This window comes from Streptomyces sp. NPDC054849 (assembly GCF_053610945.1).
This window is the reverse complement of the sequence record NZ_JBSGZI010000001.1, coordinates 1-16,240: the sequence shown is the minus strand read 5'-3', so window position 1 is coordinate 16,240 and position 16,240 is coordinate 1. Positions and strand designations below refer to the sequence as shown.

The 16,240-nt window shown below is 71.8% G+C and carries 14 protein-coding genes; 11 read left to right on the top strand and 3 right to left on the bottom strand.

All coding sequences use genetic code 11. From position 1 onward, the window contains the following. Positions 1-314 precede the first annotated feature (314 nt). Together ACWGIF_RS00070 and ACWGIF_RS00065 are read left to right on the top strand one after the other, a co-directional pair. Complete coding sequence (locus ACWGIF_RS00070; protein ID WP_453488522.1) at positions 315-3,149, top strand: SpoIIE family protein phosphatase; 2,835 nt, start codon at positions 315-317, stop codon at positions 3,147-3,149. 122 nt (positions 3,150-3,271) lie between these two features. Then, the gene (locus tag ACWGIF_RS00065) at positions 3,272-4,417 is read left to right on the top strand and encodes an ABC transporter substrate-binding protein (RefSeq protein WP_453488520.1); all 1,146 of its coding nucleotides are present in this window, start codon (positions 3,272-3,274) and stop codon (positions 4,415-4,417) included. Between the two features lie 236 nt (positions 4,418-4,653). Here the strand turns inward: ACWGIF_RS00065 and ACWGIF_RS00060 are convergent, their stop codons facing one another. Both ACWGIF_RS00060 and ACWGIF_RS00055 read right to left on the bottom strand, forming a co-directional pair. Continuing rightward, a complete protein-coding gene (locus tag ACWGIF_RS00060) occupies positions 4,654-4,929 on the bottom strand; it encodes an SH3 domain-containing protein (RefSeq protein ID WP_453488517.1) in 276 nt (91 codons plus the stop codon). 181 nt (positions 4,930-5,110) lie between these two features. Then, positions 5,111-6,085 (bottom strand): hypothetical protein, encoded by a 975-nt coding sequence (locus tag ACWGIF_RS00055; protein ID WP_453488515.1) that lies wholly within the window; start codon positions 6,083-6,085, stop codon positions 5,111-5,113. A 415-nt stretch (positions 6,086-6,500) separates the two neighbouring features. Between ACWGIF_RS00055 and ACWGIF_RS00050 the strand changes: the two genes are divergently transcribed. From ACWGIF_RS00050 to ACWGIF_RS00015, 8 genes are all read left to right on the top strand, one after another. Beyond that, the gene (locus ACWGIF_RS00050) at positions 6,501-7,184 is read left to right on the top strand and encodes a GAP family protein (RefSeq protein WP_453488512.1); all 684 of its coding nucleotides are present in this window, start codon (positions 6,501-6,503) and stop codon (positions 7,182-7,184) included. Between the two features lie 221 nt (positions 7,185-7,405). Next, positions 7,406-7,894, top strand: coding sequence for a DUF6325 family protein (locus ACWGIF_RS00045; RefSeq protein ID WP_453488509.1), 489 nt, complete (start codon positions 7,406-7,408; stop codon positions 7,892-7,894). A 62-nt stretch (positions 7,895-7,956) separates the two neighbouring features. Continuing rightward, positions 7,957-8,736: a helix-turn-helix transcriptional regulator gene (locus tag ACWGIF_RS00040; protein ID WP_453488507.1), complete on the top strand. Its 780-nt coding sequence runs from the start codon at positions 7,957-7,959 to the stop codon at positions 8,734-8,736. A 32-nt stretch (positions 8,737-8,768) separates the two neighbouring features. Beyond that, positions 8,769-9,323: a DUF3291 domain-containing protein gene (locus ACWGIF_RS00035; protein WP_453488504.1), complete on the top strand. Its 555-nt coding sequence runs from the start codon at positions 8,769-8,771 to the stop codon at positions 9,321-9,323. Positions 9,324-9,450: 127 nt separating this feature from the next. Continuing rightward, complete coding sequence (locus ACWGIF_RS00030; protein WP_453488501.1) at positions 9,451-9,687, top strand: hypothetical protein; 237 nt, start codon at positions 9,451-9,453, stop codon at positions 9,685-9,687. A 209-nt stretch (positions 9,688-9,896) separates the two neighbouring features. Beyond that, positions 9,897-10,643, top strand: a complete 747-nt coding sequence (locus ACWGIF_RS00025) for a hypothetical protein (protein ID WP_453488498.1) — start codon at positions 9,897-9,899, stop codon at positions 10,641-10,643. Between the two features lie 123 nt (positions 10,644-10,766). Then, positions 10,767-11,564, top strand: a complete 798-nt coding sequence (locus ACWGIF_RS00020) for a VOC family protein (RefSeq protein WP_453488495.1) — start codon at positions 10,767-10,769, stop codon at positions 11,562-11,564. A gap of 299 nt (positions 11,565-11,863) precedes the next feature. Continuing rightward, positions 11,864-14,302 carry an Orn/Lys/Arg family decarboxylase gene (locus ACWGIF_RS00015; RefSeq protein WP_453488492.1) on the top strand — a complete coding sequence of 813 codons (2,439 nt, stop codon included), beginning with the start codon at positions 11,864-11,866 and terminating at the stop codon, positions 14,300-14,302. Here ACWGIF_RS00015 and ACWGIF_RS00010 read toward each other — a convergent pair. Then, complete coding sequence (locus ACWGIF_RS00010) at positions 14,288-15,271, bottom strand: aldo/keto reductase (RefSeq protein WP_453488489.1); 984 nt, start codon at positions 15,269-15,271, stop codon at positions 14,288-14,290. The genes ACWGIF_RS00015 and ACWGIF_RS00010 overlap by 15 nt on opposite strands. A 112-nt stretch (positions 15,272-15,383) precedes the next feature. On the opposite strand from ACWGIF_RS00010, the gene ACWGIF_RS00005 reads away from it, so the two are divergent. Next, positions 15,384-15,971, top strand: coding sequence for a TetR family transcriptional regulator (locus ACWGIF_RS00005; RefSeq protein WP_453488487.1), 588 nt, complete (start codon positions 15,384-15,386; stop codon positions 15,969-15,971). Positions 15,972-16,240 lie beyond the last annotated feature (269 nt).

Genomic DNA, 16,240 nt, shown 5'->3' with positions numbered 1-16,240 from the left:
ATCGAGCGCGGGCACGGCGCCTGACCCGGGGAGCCCGGGACAGCCCAGAGTTCCAGCGGCCTCGGGGGACGGTCGGGCGACCGTTGGGGGCTGTTTCCGCCGTCAGGCCCGCAGGGCTTGCACAGGTGCGCAGGGCTTGCACAGGTGCGCAGCAGGAGACCACTCCCGGTTCGTCTGCTCCTTGCCGGCTTGTCGCAGGTCAGGGGCATTCTCCGGAGCCTGCGGCGATGCGGCCTCTCCGGTCGGCCGTCCCCGCATCCTCGGCTGCAGGCGCTCCCCGCTGCCGACGGGCCGCAGAGGTTAGAAAATGGAGTATGACCGACCTCCTTGGACATGTCCGGCGTCGGCTGCTCGGCTCGGCCACGAGCTCTTCCCCTTCTTCTCGACGCCCCCGCCCAGGACACCACCAGGAGCATCGGGAGCAGCCCCGGTCCCCCGAGGACACGGCGCGGCAGCCGCAGCGTCTGTCCTCCCTGCTGAGCGTGCGCAGCGTGGCCGGCGAGGTGTTCCTCCTGCAGCTGGCGGTCGTGGTGCTTCTCGTCGCCGCCGCGGTGGGGGCGCTCGTGGTGCAGGCCCGGAGCGCCGCCATGGTGGACGCCCGGCACCGTACGCTCGCCGCCGCCGGGACGTTCGCGGAATCGCCGGGGATCGTCGAGGCCCTGCGCAGCCCCGATCCCAGCGCGGTGCTCCAGCCGAGCGCTGAGGCGGCCCGGAAGATCGCCGGGGTCGACGGCATCAACGTGTACGCCCTCGACGGGGTCACCCTCACCCACAGCGACCCGGAACAGATCGGCAAGCACGTCGTCGGCCCGTTCTCCAAGGCTGCGGCCGGCACGTCCTTCACTGAGACGTTCGAAGGGTCCCTGGGACAGTCCGTGGTCTCGGTGGTCCCCGTCAAGGACCCCGAAGGCAAGGTCATCGCCATCGTCTCCTCCCCGGTCACGGTCCAGAACGTCCAGAGCATGGTGAACCGGCAGCTGCCGGTCGTCCTCGGCAGCGCAGCCCTGGTGCTCGCCCTGTCCGCGGGCGGAACCGCTCTGGTGAGCCGTCGGCTGCTGCGCCGGACCCATGGCCTGGGACCGGCCGAGATGACGAGGATGTACGAGCACCACGACGCGGTGCTGCACGCGGTCCGGGAGGGCGTGCTGATCATCGGCGGCGGCGGACGGCTGCTGTTGGCCAATGACGAGGCGCGGCGGTTGCTGGATCTGCCGGCGGGCGCGGAAGGGCTTCCCGTCGCGGACCTGGGGCTGGAGGAGGGGATCGCCGAGCCGATCGCATCGGGCCGTTCCGCGACCGACGAGCTGCACATGGCAGCCGATCGGCTGCTGGCGGTGAACATCCGGCCGACCGCCCCCTACGGGCAGGCCGGGACCGTCGTCACGCTGCGGGACACCACCGAGCTGCGGTCGCTCTCCGGCAGGGCCGAGGTGGCTCGCGAGCGGCTGAAATTGCTGTACGACGCGGGGGTGCAGGTCGGAACCACGCTGAACGTGGAGCGCACCGCGGAGGAGCTGGCGGAGGTGGCGGTCCCGCGTTTCGCCGACGTGGTCACGGTCGATCTGCTGGAACCGGTGCTGCGCGGCGAGGAGCCGCCCCCGTCGAACACCGAGATGCGGCGCACCGCCGTCGTCGGCCTGCAGGGCGACCACCCGCTCTCCCCCGTCGGCGAGCTGATCCGGTTCGCCCCCACCGGCCCCATGGCCGTGGGGCTGGCCGGCGGCCATGCCGTCCTGGAGGCGGACCTGCGCGCCACGCACCACTGGCGGGCCCAGGCCCAGGCCAACGCCGTGCAGATCCTGGACCGCGGCCTCCACTCCCTGATCGTCGTGCCCCTGCGGGCCCGGGGCGTGGTGCTGGGGATGGCCGGCTACTGGCGGGGGCTGGACTCCCCGCCGTTCGACGAGGAGGACGTGTCCTTCGCCGAGGAGCTGACCGCCCGGGCGGCCGTGTCCGTCGACAATGCCCGCCGCTACACCCGCGAGCACAACATGGCCGTCACCCTGCAGCGCAGCCTGCTGCCCCGGGGTGTACCGGAGCAGTCCGCCGTCGAGGTCGCGCACCGCTATCTGGCGGCCCGCTCCGGGGTGGGCGGTGACTGGTTCGACGCCATCCCGCTGCCCGGCGCGCGGGTGGCCCTGGTGGTCGGCGACGTCGTCGGCCACGGTCTCCACGCCGCCGCCACCATGGGCCGCCTGCGCACCGCCGTGTACAACTTCTCCACCCTCGACCTGCCCCCGGACGAACTGCTGAGCCACCTGGACGAGCTGGTGGCCCACATCGACGCCGACGGGCAGGAGTGGCAGGGGATCACCGGAGCCACCTGCCTGTGCGTCATCTACGATCCCGGCTCGGGGCAGGTGACCGCTGCCACCGCCGGGCATCCGGGACCCGCCCTGGTCCACCCCGACGGAACCGTGACCTTTCCCGAGGTGCCGGTCTCCCCGCCGCTGGGTCTGGGCGCGGGTATGCCCATGGAGACCCTGACGGTCACCCTGCCCGAAGGCTCCTTGATGGCGCTCTTCACCGACGGGCTGATCGAGAGCCGCGACCGCGATCCGGACGTGGGCCTGGCAGCGCTGAGCGCCGCACTGGCCGGGCCCGCCCGCACCCCGGAGGAGACGTGCAGCGCGGTGATCGACGCGATGCTGCCCGGCAGGCCCAGCGACGACGTCGCGCTGCTGGTGGCCCGCACTCGCCGGCTGGACCCCGAGCGGATCGCCGAGTGGGACGTGACCCCCGACCCCGCGGCGGTGTCCCCGGTCCGCAACGCCTGCGCCCGCCGCCTGGCGGACTGGGGCCTGGAGGACATCGCGTTCACGACGGAACTCATCCTCAGCGAGCTGCTGACCAACGCCATCCGCTACGGCAGCGAGCCCATCCGGGTACGGCTGCTGTACGACCGCAGCCTGATCTGCGAGGTCTCCGACGGGTCCAGCACCTCCCCGCACCTGCGCCGGGCCGCGGACACCGACGAGGGCGGACGCGGCCTGTTCCTCGTCGCGCAGTTCGCCGAGCGCTGGGGCACCCGTTACACCGCCCGCGGCAAGATCATCTGGAGTGAGCAGGCCCTTCACGACGGAGCAGGACCGCCCGCGATGGATCTCGGGGAGGCGCTCCTGGCCGGGTGGGACGACGAGGGGTTCTGAGAACGCGCCCGTACGGCAGCCGAAGGGAAGACGCCGGACACCACAGCCTGGGACTGCGCTGCCGAGGCCGCCGAACGTACGCTGGCCTCGATCAGTACGCGACCGCCCGTGATGGAGCCTTTGTGCCCGTACCCCGTCTCCGGACAGCCTCCGTCGCCGCCTTCCTGACCCTCGCGGCGGCGCCCCTCGGCGCCTGCGGAGACAAGCCCCCCGCCGCGCCCAGAGCACCCGCGGTGGCCACCTCCGCCCCGGACGCCGGCGGCATGGCGGCACTGACCGCAGCGGCGAGGAAGGAGGGCTCGCTCAACACGATCGCGCTCCCGCGCGACTGGGCGAACTACGGCGCACTGATCGACGGCTTCGAGAAGAAGTACGGGATCAAGGTCACGGTGGAGAACCCGGAAGGCACCAGTCAGGACGAGATCAACGCCCTGAAGGAGCACAGGGGCGACGGCCGCGCCCCGGACGTGATCGACGTGGGGGGTTCGTTCGCGCAGTCCGCGGCCAGGCAGGGCCTGCTCGCTCCGTACGAGGTCGCCGCGTTCGACCAGATCCCCGAGGAACAGAAGGATCCGAAGGCCCGCTGGTACAACAACTACGGCGGCTACGTCTCGATCGGCTGTGACGCCAAGCGCGTCGAGACCTGCCCCTCGACCTTCGCCGATCTGCGCAAGCCCGAGTACCGGGGCCAGGTCGCCCTCAACGGCGACCCCACCAGATCCGGCTCCGCCTTCGCCGGGGTGTATGCGGCCGCCCTCGCGAACGGCGGTTCCTTCGACGACATCCAGCCCGGTATCGACTTCTTCGCCGAGCTCAGGAAGAACGGCAACTTCATCCCGGTCGAATCCTCACCGGCCACGATCGCGACGGGCCGGACCCCGATCAGCATCGACTGGGACTTCCTCAACCTCGGATACGCCGACGACTTCCGCAAGAGGGGCGCGGACGTCGACTGGCGGACCGCCATCCCCTTCGACGGCAGCTTCGCCGAGTACTACGCGAACGGGGTGAACAAGGACGCTCCGCACCCCGCGGCGGCGCGTCTGTGGCAGGAGTACGTCTTCAGCCCGGAAGGCCAGAACATCCGGCTCGGCGCCTACGCACGCCCCGTCCTCATGGACGCCATGAAGGAGGACGGCACCCTCGACAAGGCCGCGGCGGCGAAGCTGCCGACGGTCGAGGGCACGCCGACGTTCCCGACGAAGGCCCAGACGGAGAAGGCGAGGGAGACCGTCAACCGGGGCTGGGCCGAGGCCGTCGGCGGCTGAGGGCCGGAGGTGCGGCGCTTCGGCCTACCTGTCGCCGCGCACGCCCACGGCACCGCGCACGCCCACGGCGCCGCGGGCACCGCGGCGCCGTGGCGGGAGGGGTGGACCCCATCGAGCACCACACCTGGACGGCGCGCGACGGCTTCGACGTCCGTGAGGAACCGGCGCAGTCCTGGGGACAGTCACGGGGGCTGCCCCCAGGACCACTGGGACGGCCCCGAAGGGCCGGGCGGCCGTCAGCCCTGCGGGGCGGCCGGTTCGACGTCCTTGGACAGCGGCACCTCTCCGGTGTTGTCGACGTGCCGGGCGGCGACCCACACGGCCTTGTCGCGCAGCAGGTACCAGATGCTGTTGCCGTCGATGGTCTGGGCGTGCACCTTGCTCCGCAGACCGACCTCACTGCCGTGGCTCAGGTTGCCGACGATGGAGGAGTCCGTACTCGGATACCTCCGCAGGTTGACGCCGACGTTGCTGACGACGGTGCCGAACGGCGGGTGGGGACTGGGCATCATGACCTCCAGGGGGAACGCCGACGTGGTGGGACGTCGTCCGGTATCCGGACGGACTGCTCGCACGGTAAGGCCGATTCCCGCCGGGCAGCCGGAGGCGTGCGGGGGCACCCCACGACCGGCGCCCGGGCGTCATTCCGATGGTGCCTCGCTCGGCCTGGCCCGGATCTTCCGGGGGTCCCGTTCAGGGGCAGCTGGACGCGGGGGTGTCGTGGGTGAGCGCGCAGATCATCTGCTCACCGCGCCGGTGGTCGGGGTAGGTCTCGACGAGCTCCGCCCTGAAGTCCTTCCACTGACGTGCGATGTCCTGGGCGGCGAGGTCGGAAGCCCGCTGGAAGTTGCCGTTGCCGGAACGTTCGGAGGCTTCGGTGTCCTTGTTGAGGGTGCCGTTGTGCTTGATGCGTCCGGCGCAGTCGGCGGGCTTGGAACCGGTTGAATCGAAGTCCGGATAGCAACCGGTGGCCAGGTCTTCGGGGATCAGGGCGGCGGCCTCCCCGGTCCAGTCGGCGTCGTTCATGGAGCTGTAGCGACGTATGTCGAGGAACGGCGCGACGGTGGTGCGGTTGAGGCCGGGGGGATTGGTGGTGTCGATCGGGCCGGCCTCATCGGCCCTGTCGGACCAGTTGCTGTGGGAGTAGAAGTCCTCGATGGCGTGCCAGCCCCGGCCGAGCTGTTCCAGGACGGTGCACTTGGCGCGCTCCGGCCTCTCGTTCCACGTACAGGGCGAGTCCAGGCTGCTCTGGCCCGGGATGATCCTTCCCTGGGCGTCGACCAGGCCGTCGGCGGCCCGGACGGCGGCCCGCAGGCGGGCGACGGATCCACGGATGCAGGCGAGCAGTTCGGTGGTCGCCTCGTCGCGGGTTCGCGGGTACGCGGCCCCGTACCGCGCGGCGAGGTAATCGGCGTTGTCACAGTGCAGGACGCCGAGGTCGAAGTAGCCGCCCTGGTCGTTGGCCACGATCGCCCCCTGGCGGGAATCGGCCATCGCCGACAACGATCTGGGCTGCCAGCTCAGGGCGGCCCGCGTGATCTTCTCGTGCTGGGCGCCGCTGAACGCCCCGGCCGGACCTGGCGCCAGTACGACCAGACATGCCCCACACGCGAGGGCTGCAGCTGCGGCGGGCAGTCGGCGCAGGACGTACGAGGAGGGGTGCGACACGAGACCTCCCGAAGGCGTCAGGACCGGACACGGGTCAGGACGAGACACGTGCGGGGACGTGCTGGGTGCAGGACCGGCTGTCGGGTGCACGTCCGATGGGACTCCCCACCAGGCCAAGGCCAGCCCTATGCCTGCTCTCTCCAGGCTTCGTCCTCCAGCCGGTCCGACTGCGCCTGAGCAGGCGTGGAACACGGCTCTCCCACCACCTTCACAGCCTCGTATGTCCCCCGCGAGCCGGCGGGGGATTGCCGGCCGCGCGCTGTCGGGCGGCGAGCCGGTGCGCCGCATCTTTTGCATTCCCGTCCGCGGCCGGGCCACGATGGACAGATGAGCCTCACGTCCGTGAGAGCGACTCCGCTGACGGCCCGGCCCCTCCTGCCGACCGGGGTGACGTACGGGCGCGGGGTGCGCAGCCATGGTGCTTGACCTGCTCGTCATCGGCCTGGTCATCACGCTCTTCCCCTTGCCGATCATGGCCTTCGTGCTGGTGGTGTCCGCCCCCCGCGGCACGCGGAAGGGGCTGGCCTTCATCCTCGCCTGGCTGGGCTGCCTCGTGGCCGTGATCGCCATAGTGCTGTTCCTGACCGGCGGGCAGCCGCCACCGCCCCGCTCGCCGCCCACGGTCGCGGCCCTTGCCGCCACGCTGTTCATCGGTGTGGGCCTGATCGTCTACAGCGAACACAGGCGCCGCCGCCGACGACCTACGGTTGCCGCTCCGGTTCCCTCCGCGCCCGAGCCGTCCACGGATTCCGGCGTGTCGCTGTCGTCGCGGATGGAGGACTCCACCGGATGGTCGGCGGCCGCGCTCGCCGTGCTCCTTCAGCCCTGGGGGATGGTCGGCGCCGCTGCCGCCACCGTCGTGCAAGCCGACCTCTCCCACGCCGCGTCCTTTGTGGCACTCATGGCTTTCTGTCTCCTCGCCACCTCCACCCTGCTCACCATGGAGCTGTATGTGGTGTTCTCGCCGGAGAAGGCCCAGCTCGCCTTGAGGAACATGCGCGCACGGCTCGAGCGCCACAAGGAACCGGCGATCGTGGTCACCTGCCTCGCCCTGGGACTGTGGCTCGTCGCCAGAAGCCTCTACCAGCTCACCGCATGAACACCGCAGGGCTTCGGACGGCTGCGGACGGCTGCGGAGGCAGGCGCGTGTGAAGGTGCGGGGCCGCACGGCGGATGCTGCAATGACTACGGTCCCGGGCCACGCCGAGGTCGTCCCCACGGGCGGCCCGAGGCCGCGCAGGACACCGGCCGGGAACACGGTCAGCCACCGCATAGGCATAGGCATCCGCATCCGCATCCGCATCCGCGCGAGGAGTGCTCATGAGCGACGACATCGAAGACATGGGGCCCGTCGACTACCTCGTCCTCGAGTTTCCGGGCAACCGGATGACGGGCGAGGCGTTCCCCCTGCTGGTCGACTTGGTCGAAAAGGGCATCGTCCGCATCCTCGACCTGCGCTTCGTTCAGAAGGACGGCGACGGGAACGTCGCCGCCTTGGAGATCACACAACTGGACGACGGGGACGGACTCGCTCTCTCCGTCTTCGAAGGAGCCTCGTCCGGCCTGCTCGGCCAGGACGACCTCGACGAGGCGGGCCACGCCCTGGAACCGGGGAACTCGGCCGCGATCCTGGTGTACGAGAACCTGTGGGCCGCTCCCTTCGCCCGGGCCCTGAGGCGCAGCGGTGCGCAAATGGTGGCCAGCGGCCGGATTCCCGTACAGGCTCTCCTCGCCTCCCTCGACGCCGAGGAGGCGGAGCAGGAGGCCCGCGGGGCCGGAGCGAATGGCCGGCCCCCGATGCCCGGATGATCCGGTCCTTCTGCCCGCCCGTCCTTTCTATGTGCAACCTGCGTTGTTCCTAGAATGGCCGGGTGAAGGACATCGATGCGATCGCGGCGTTGCAGGATCCGGTACGACGCCGTCTGTACGAGTACGTGGCGGCCCAGGGCCGTGAGGTCGGCCGCAACGAGGCCGCCGAGGCGGCAGGGGTGGCGCGCACGCTCGCTGCGCACCACCTGGACAGGCTGACCGAGGCCGGGCTGCTGGAGAGCGGCAGCCGTCGCCTGACGGGGCGCTCGGGGCCGGGGGCCGGCCGTCCCGCCAAGGTGTACACGCGGGCACGCGCCGAGCGGTCGGTATCGCTGCCCGCACGCGACTACCGCACCGCCGCCGAGCTCCTCGCCGAGGCCGCCGAGCAGGCGGGGCTGGACGCCGGGCTGTTCGAGGCCGCACGCCGCCGGGGCGAGGCCCTGCGCGGCTCGGCGGCGCCGTGCGGCAGCCTCGAAGAGGCCATGGAAGTGGTGGCCGCCCGGGGCTACGAACCACACCTGGAGGGGGTCGGGGGTACCGAGCAGGCCGGGGGTACCGAGCAGGCCGGGGGTACCGAGGGGGTCGAGGGTACGGAGGGCGTCCGCGCCCCCGCAGGCGCCGAAGGGCAGGCGGGAACGGCCGGGGAGGCCGCGCAGGTCGTCCGCATGCGCAACTGCCCCTTCCATGCCGTCGCCGAACGCTTCCCGCCGCTCGTCTGCGGCATGAATCTCGCACTGCTGGAAGGGCTGCTCGGTGCGGACGGTCCGGTCCGCGCTCGGATGGACGCACGGCCGGGGGAATGCTGTGTAGTGATCGAGGCTTCTAAAAACAAAAGTGATTGACATAGAAAAGGGGGCCATGCTGGGATGAGGCCATGACCGCATCCGCACACGCCGCCCACCTGGCCCAGCTCAACGTCGCCACGCTCCGCCATCCCTTCGACGACCCGCGCGTGGCGCCCTTCGTCGAGATGCTCGATCCGGTCAACGCCGCCGCCGACGGCGCACCCGGCTTCGTGTGGCGGCTCGTCGAGGAAGGGGCGGCCGATGCCACCGGCCTGCGACCGGCGGGTGAGGACGTCATCGTCAACCTGTCGGTGTGGGAGACCCAGGAGGCCCTCTGGGACTTCGCCTACCGCAGCGGTCACCTCGAGGCGATGCGGCGGCGCCGCGAATGGTTCGAACGGCACATCGAGGCACACCTGGCACTCTGGTGGATCCCCGTCGGCCACATCCCGACCGTCGGCGAGGCCTTGGAGCGGCTGGCGGACCTGCGTACACACGGGCCGTCACCGCGCGCGTTCACCTTCACCTCCTCGTACACCGCCGCCGAGGCCGCCCGACACCCTCAGGCGGCGCCGCCGGCGCAGCACGAGCGGGCCACCCGGAGCGGGCGGCCCACGCCGGCCGGGGAATCGGCTGCGGTCTGAGGCACCCACACCCGACCCGGCAGGGTGGACGCGCGGACGGGGCGAGGGACACGAGAAGGCCACGAGGCGGCGACGACGGGGCGGGGACGACTTGCACGGGAAATCGAACAAGTGGCCTAATCTAGTCATGGCGCGCACCGACTTTCCCGACGATCTTCTACTGACCCAGGCCCGGGTGATCCGGACCTACGCCACTCTCGCCCGGCCCCTCGGCGACCACACGACGGACCTCCGGCACCAGCTGATCGAGGACCTGCGCCGGCTCTACGCCCACCCGTACTGGGCGGAGCCCGGCCACTCGTACGCCGACCTGGTGGAACTGCGCCGCGCGGCCAGGGCCCGGGCCTGGGTGGAGGCGGCGTGAGGGACCGGCCCGCTCCCCTCCTCGCACCGATCAGCCGCTCGGCCGGCTGTTCCCGAGCCGCACGGGGCAGGCGGACCAGGCCCCGCGCCGATCGGTACCCGCACTGCGCCCGGCGCTGCGCGGGCCTACGCTGATCGGGTGACCGGCTGCGCCGGAGGCGACAGAGACGCTCGACGGCGTCGAGGGGCAGCCAGAGGGAGGTGAGCCCGATGTCTGCACCCCGGGCAGGCGCGGCCCGCTGCGCGGCCGCCGGAACCGTCTGTCTTCTCGTGATCGCCGGCACGGGCGTGGGCACCGCCGTCGCCGATGACAACGGCATCGCCGACAAGAGCGCCCAGGCCATCGCGGACGCCACCCGCGAGGCCATGTCCGAGGTCACGTCCATGCGCATGGTGGCCAAGGCGACCGAGAAGTCGGGCACCACCGCTCTGGATCTCCGATTCGACGACCAGGGCAACTGCATCGGCACCGTCACGCCCCCCGGCGATTCGGGCAGGGCCGACATCATCAAGCGCGGCACCGACGTGTGGATGAAGCTCGACGACGACCTCCTGCGGTCCCAGGTCCCGGGCGGTGCCGCCGATGACGCGATCGAACTCATCAACGGCCGCTATGTGCACGGCACTACGAGCAGCTTCCTCTTGCGTGACTTCGCCGAATTCTGCGACCTCGGCTTCTACAAGAAGGAGTTGTCGTCCAAACCGCCGAACGAGCAGCTGAGCAAGGGCTCGCGGACCACCGTCGACGGCCGTCCGGCCATCACCGTGAACGGCCGGCAGGACGGCGAGACGGGCACCTACCAGGTCTCCACCGAAGACGAGCCGTACCTCCTGCGGATCCAGGGCGCCGAGGCGTCCGGCGAGCGGGTGGAAGCCACCTTCTCCGACTTCGGCGAGCCGGTCGTGGCGAAGCCCCCCGCGGCCGACGACTCGGTCGACCTGTCCCAGCTGCAGTAGCGCGTACGCCGTTCGGGGAGACCGCCGACCGACTCCGGCGACGGCTCGTCGCCGAGGGGCGCGCGCCCGAGTGCGGTGCAAGGCTGAGGCCGTCGCCGTACAGGATGCGCGAAGGGAACGACCATGATCACCACTGACTTCGACCCCGGCTCCCCCTGTTGGATCGACCTCGGTTCTCCCGACGTCCCCACCGCCGCAGCGTTCTACAGTGCCGTACTCGGCTGGGAGTACGAGTCCATGGGTGAGGGCGAGGACATGGAAGGCGGGATGTTCCGGAAGGACGGCAAGATCGTCGCCGGCCTCGGGAAGCTCACCGAGGAGGGCGCACGCTCGGCGTGGATGATCTACTTCGGCGTCACCGATGCCGACGCCGCGACCCAGGCCGTCGAGCGCGCCGGCGGCGCCGTACGGATAGCACCTCGGGACCTCGACGAATGGGGCCGGATGGCGCAGTACAGCGACCCGCTGGGGGGCCAGTTCGCCGTGTGGCAGCCGGGTACGAACAAGGGCGCGGAGCTGGTGGACGAGCCGGGCTCCCTGTCGTGGACGGAGCTGTACACGACCGACGCGGCGGCCGCCAAGGACTTCTACGGTGACGTCTTCGGCTGGCGGTTCAGCGACATGGAGCTGCCCGGCGGCGGGGGCGCCTACGCCCTCATCACCCCCGCCGGACTGCCCGAGGAGCGCATGCACGGCGGCGTCATGGAGATGTCCGCCGACGACCTCGCCCTGGCGAACGGACGGCCTTACTGGCACCCGGTCTTCACCGTGACCGACTGCGACGCCGCGGTCGCCAAGGTCACCGAGAACGGCGGCAGCGTCCAAATGGGGCCGCAGGACGCCGAAGGCATCGGCCGGCTGGCCGTCTGCCTCGACCCGGCGAACGCGGACTTCGTGGTGCTGGCCCCGGCCGACAGCTGAGCCCCTGCGGGCGGCCGGACGCCGGCCGCCCGCAGGGGGACCGCATACCGGGTACCGCACCGCGCGGCGAGAGCGGTGAGAGGAGCGAGAAACGGCGAGAGCAGCAGCCGGAGCTCCGAGACGGGTGGACGTACGGTCCCGTCCTGCCGCCCGAGCCGCGGGCGCCGCGTCACGCCCGCCCGCCGCCACGCCCACCTGCGGGTGAAGCCCCGCCGAAGATCGGCGGGGCCACCGGAAGGGCCGGGACACTGGGGCCCCGGTACGGGCAGCCGTACCCCTGGGCCCGGGGAGCGGAAGACATGGCGAACGGCACGGTCCTGCTGGCACTGCGGGAGAACCCGATGGGCGGCGGCGTCAGCGCCGAGCAACTTCGGCGCATCGGGAAGGAGTTGGAGAATCAGGGCCTGGAGCTGCGCTGGGCGCCGAGTGCGCGCGACGCGCAGGCCGGCCTGCAGACCGAGGCCGGCCTCGCGGCGGCCGTGGTCGCCTGGGACCTGCCGCGTTCGTCAGGAGGCGCGGTCGAGGAGGGCCGCGGCGCGGAGGTCCTGCGGCACATCGGGCGCCGCTTCAAGGACCTGCCCGTCTTCCTGGTGATGGCGGACGACGCGGACCAGGACCTGGATCGCCTGCCGCTGTGGGTCTCGGAGACGGTGGTCGGCTACATCTGGCCGCTGGAGGACACGCCGTCCTTCATCGCGGGCCGGGTCGCGACGGCGGCTCGCGGCTACCACCGGGACCTGCTCCCCCCGTTCTTCCGGGCATTGCGCCGCTTCGACGACTCCCACGAGTACTCCTGGCACACGCCCGCCCACTCCGGCGGGGTCGCGTTCCTCAAGTCACCCGTCGGGCGGGCGTTCTTCGACTACTACGGGGAGCGGCTGTTCCGCACCGACCTGTCGGTGTCGGTCGGGGAGCTCGGATCGCTCTTCGAGCACAACGGCCCGATCGGCGAAGCCGAGCGCAACGCCGCCCGGGTCTTCGGCTCCGACCGCACATATTTCGTGCTGCACGGCGACTCCACCGCGGACCGGATGGTCGGCCACTACAGCGTGACGACCGACGAGATCGCGCTCGTGGACCGCAACTGCCACAAGTCGGTGCTGCACGGGCTCGTGATCTCCGGGGCGCGCCCCGTGTACCTGGTACCGACGCGCAACGGCTACGGGCTCGCCGGCCCCCTGCCGCCCGCCGTGACCGACCCGGCGGCGGTGGCCGAGCGGATCGCCGCGAACCCGCTCACGGCCGGGGCGCTCTCCCCTGCAGCCCAGTACGCGGTGGTGACCAACTCCACCTACGACGGCCTGTGTTACGACACGTTCGCGGCGGCCCGGGCCTTCGCGCCGAGCACGCCGCGCCTGCACTTCGACGAGGCCTGGTTCGCGTACGCCCGTTTCCATCCGCTGTACGCGGGCCGCTACGGCATGGCCGTCGGCCCGGACACCTTCCCGGACGCCGCCGACGACGACACCCCCGCCGCCGCCCACACCGGCGCCCACACCGACACGGCCGTCCCGGCCGGGACCGCCGGTGCGCGACCGGGGCGGCCCACCGTCTTCGCGACCCAATCCACACACAAGCTGCTGGCCGCCCTCTCCCAGTGCGCGATGGTCCACGTCAGGTCGGCGCCGCGGGCCCCGGTCGAACACGACCGGTTCAACGAGGCGTTCATGATGCACGGCACCACCTCGCCGCTGTATCCGGCGATCGCCTCCCTGGACGTGGCCACCGCCATGATGGACGGCCCGCAGGGTCGGTGGCTGATCGACGAAGCGGTGACCGAGGCGATCCGCTTCCGTCAGGCCATGGTCCGCACCGGGCGCCGCATCGCCGCCGCCGGGGACCGGCCGGGCTGGTTCTTCGGCGTGTGGCAGCCCGAGTCGGTCATCGACCCGGCGACCGGGGCACGCATCACCTTCGCGGACGCGCCGCCGTCCCTGCTGAGCCGCGAGCCGTCCTGCTGGCACTTGGAGCCGGACGCCGGCTGGCACGGCTTCGCCGGGCTGAGCGAGGGCTACTGCCTGCTGGACCCGGTCAAGGTCACCCTCACCTGCCCCGGCGTGACGGCCACCGGTGAGACCGGCGACTGGGGCATTCCCGCGCGGATCCTCACCGCCTACCTGGCGGCCCGCGGGATCGTCGTGGAGAAGACCGACAGCTACACCACGCTGATCCTCTTCTCTATGGGCATCACCAAGGGCAAGTGGGGCACCTTGATGGACGCCCTCATGGACTTCAAGGCCCTGTACGACGCGGACGCGCCGCTGGACCGGGTCCTGCCGGAGCTGGTCGGGCGGTTCCCGCGGCGCTACGGAAGCACCACCCTCGGCGCCCTGTGCCGCGAGATGCACGAGCACCTGACCCGTGCCGAGCTGATCGGCGCCCTCGACTCGGCGTTCCAGGAGCTCCCGGAACCGGTGTCACCGCCGCGCCACTGCTACCAGCTGCTGATCCGGGGCGGTACGGAGCGCGTACGACTGGCCGAGGCGGCCGGTCGGGTGGCCGCGGCGATGGTGACCGTCACGCCGCCGGGGATCCCCGTATTGATGCCCGGGGAGTCCACCGGCGCTCCGGACGGGCCGCTGCTGCGGTATCTGCGCGCCCTGGAGGCCTTCGACCGGGCCTTCCCGGGCTTCCACAGCGAGGCCCACGGGGTGACCGTGGATCCCGACAACGGCGACTACCTGATCGAATGCGTCCGCATGGGCCGCGGTGCGGCGGCAGGCTCAGCCGTTCAGTGACGTCATGAGCTCGGGCGCGTACCGGTCCCCCGAGACCACGCCGTGCGGTGCGACGGCGTCGATGGAGGCCAGGTCGGCGGCGGTGAGGGTGACCGCGGTCGCGGCGACGTTCTCCTCCAGGTAGCGGCGGCGCTTGGTGCCGGGGATCGGCACCGCGCCCCTGCTCAGGGTCCAGGCGAGCGCGAGCTGCGAGGGGGTGACCCCCTTCTCGGAGGCGAGGTGGCGGACCCGGTCGACCACGGCCAGGTTGCGGTCGAAGTTCTCGCCCTGGAAACGGGGGTCGGTGCGGCGGAAGTCGTCGGCGGCGAAGTCGTCCGGGGTGGTGATGGCGCCGGAGAGGAAGCCGCGGCCGAGCGGGGAGTAGGCGACGAGCCCGATGCCCAGTTCGCGCAGCGTGTCGAGGACGCCGTCGTGCTCGATGCCGCGCTCGAAGAGGCTGTACTCGGTCTGTACGGCAGCCAGCGGGTGGACGGCGTGGGCGCGGGCGATGGTGGTCGCGGCGGCCTCGCAGATGCCGATGTGGCCGACCTTGCCGGCGGCGACCAGCTCGGCCATGGCACCGATGCTCTCCTCGACCGGCACGTTCGGGTCGACGCGGTGGAGGTAGTAGAGGTCGATGTGGTCGGTGCCGAGGTGGCGCAGGGAGCGGTCTGCGGAGTGGCGGATGTACTCGGGGGTGGCGTTGTGGCCGCGCAACGCTCCCTCGTCGGTGAACTCGACGCCGGTCTTCGTGGCGATGACCGCGGCGTCGCGGCGGCCGGTGAGGGCCTTGCCGAGGAGCTGCTCGTTGAGGAAGGGGCCGTAGCCCTCGGCGGTGTCGAGCAGGGTCACGCCCAGTTCGAGGGCGCGGTCGATGGTGGCGAGGGACTCGGTCTCGTCGGTGGCTCCGTAATGGGCGCTCATGCCCATGAGGCCGAGGCCCTCGGCTCCGACCTTCAGTCCTTGGCCGCCCAGTGCGCGAATCTCCATGGTGTCCTCCGTGGGGTGACGGGTCAGTGAGTAACTAACCGGATAGTTCGAGTCTGCAGGACGGTCGCGCCCGATGTCAATAACTAGATAGTTACTTGCTAGGATGCCTGCCATGGCACGGGATTCCAGCGCAACGAAGGCACGGCTGCTCGACGCGGCGTTCTCCGAATTCGCCGCGTACGGCATCGCCGGGGCGCGGGTCGATCGCATCGCAGAGGCCGCCCAGGCGAACAAGCGGCTCATCTACGTCTACTACGGCAACAAGGAACAGCTCTTCGACGCCGTGCTCCAGCAGGCACTGGAGACGGGTTCGGAGTCCGTCCCCTTCGACGCCCGCGACCTGCCCGGCTACGCGGGCGCCATCTTCGACCACCTGGTCGAGCGGCCGGATCTGATGCGGCTGGTCCAGTGGAAGCAGTTGGAGCGGCCGGGCACCACGGACGCCGAGGCGGAGTCCTACCGGGGCAAGATCGCGGCGGTGGAGCAGGCGCAGCGGGCGGGAGGGATCGACCCGGAGCTGGATCCCGAGGACCTGCTCACGCTCGTACTGGGCCTCGCGCAGGCGTGGACGGGCGCGGTGGGCGCCGCGGCGGCGGGCGGCCCGGGCGCCGCCTGGTCCCCGGCACGCCTGGCCCGCCACCGCGAGACGGTGGTCGAATCCGTCCGCCGCCTGATCCGGCCCTCGCGGGCCGCGGGCTGAGGGGGGGGCGGGGCGGATTGCCCGACGACCGCCCCCGACGCAGGCTCCCGAGAGTCACCCCGGCGGCCGCCCCGGCGCCCCCGCCGCGGCGGGCGGCCCGGCGCCCCCGCCGCCCCCGCCGGCCCCGCCCCCCCCCGGGGGGGGGGGGGCGGGGGGGGGGGGGGGGGGGGGGGGGGGGGGGGGGGGGTTGGGGGGGGGGGGGGGGGGGGTTGGGGGCGGCGGCGTGGCAGGAGGTGTTGCGGTGGGATGTGGAGCGGGCTGCGGTGGGC

Coding starts and splice junctions, on each gene's coding strand:
- ACWGIF_RS00070 (WP_453488522.1), top strand. CDS start 315: ATGACCGACCTCCTTGGACATGTCCGGCGTCGGCTGCTCGGCTCGGCC.
- ACWGIF_RS00060 (WP_453488517.1), bottom strand. CDS start 4,929: ATGATGCCCAGTCCCCACCCGCCGTTCGGCACCGTCGTCAGCAACGTC.
- ACWGIF_RS00025 (WP_453488498.1), top strand. CDS start 9,897: ATGTCTGCACCCCGGGCAGGCGCGGCCCGCTGCGCGGCCGCCGGAACC.
- ACWGIF_RS00030 (WP_453488501.1), top strand. CDS start 9,451: ATGGCGCGCACCGACTTTCCCGACGATCTTCTACTGACCCAGGCCCGG.
- ACWGIF_RS00020 (WP_453488495.1), top strand. CDS start 10,767: ATGATCACCACTGACTTCGACCCCGGCTCCCCCTGTTGGATCGACCTC.
- ACWGIF_RS00050 (WP_453488512.1), top strand. CDS start 6,501: ATGGTGCTTGACCTGCTCGTCATCGGCCTGGTCATCACGCTCTTCCCC.
- ACWGIF_RS00035 (WP_453488504.1), top strand. CDS start 8,769: ATGACCGCATCCGCACACGCCGCCCACCTGGCCCAGCTCAACGTCGCC.
- ACWGIF_RS00010 (WP_453488489.1), bottom strand. CDS start 15,271: ATGGAGATTCGCGCACTGGGCGGCCAAGGACTGAAGGTCGGAGCCGAG.
- ACWGIF_RS00005 (WP_453488487.1), top strand. CDS start 15,384: ATGGCACGGGATTCCAGCGCAACGAAGGCACGGCTGCTCGACGCGGCG.
- ACWGIF_RS00045 (WP_453488509.1), top strand. CDS start 7,406: ATGAGCGACGACATCGAAGACATGGGGCCCGTCGACTACCTCGTCCTC.
- ACWGIF_RS00015 (WP_453488492.1), top strand. CDS start 11,864: ATGGCGAACGGCACGGTCCTGCTGGCACTGCGGGAGAACCCGATGGGC.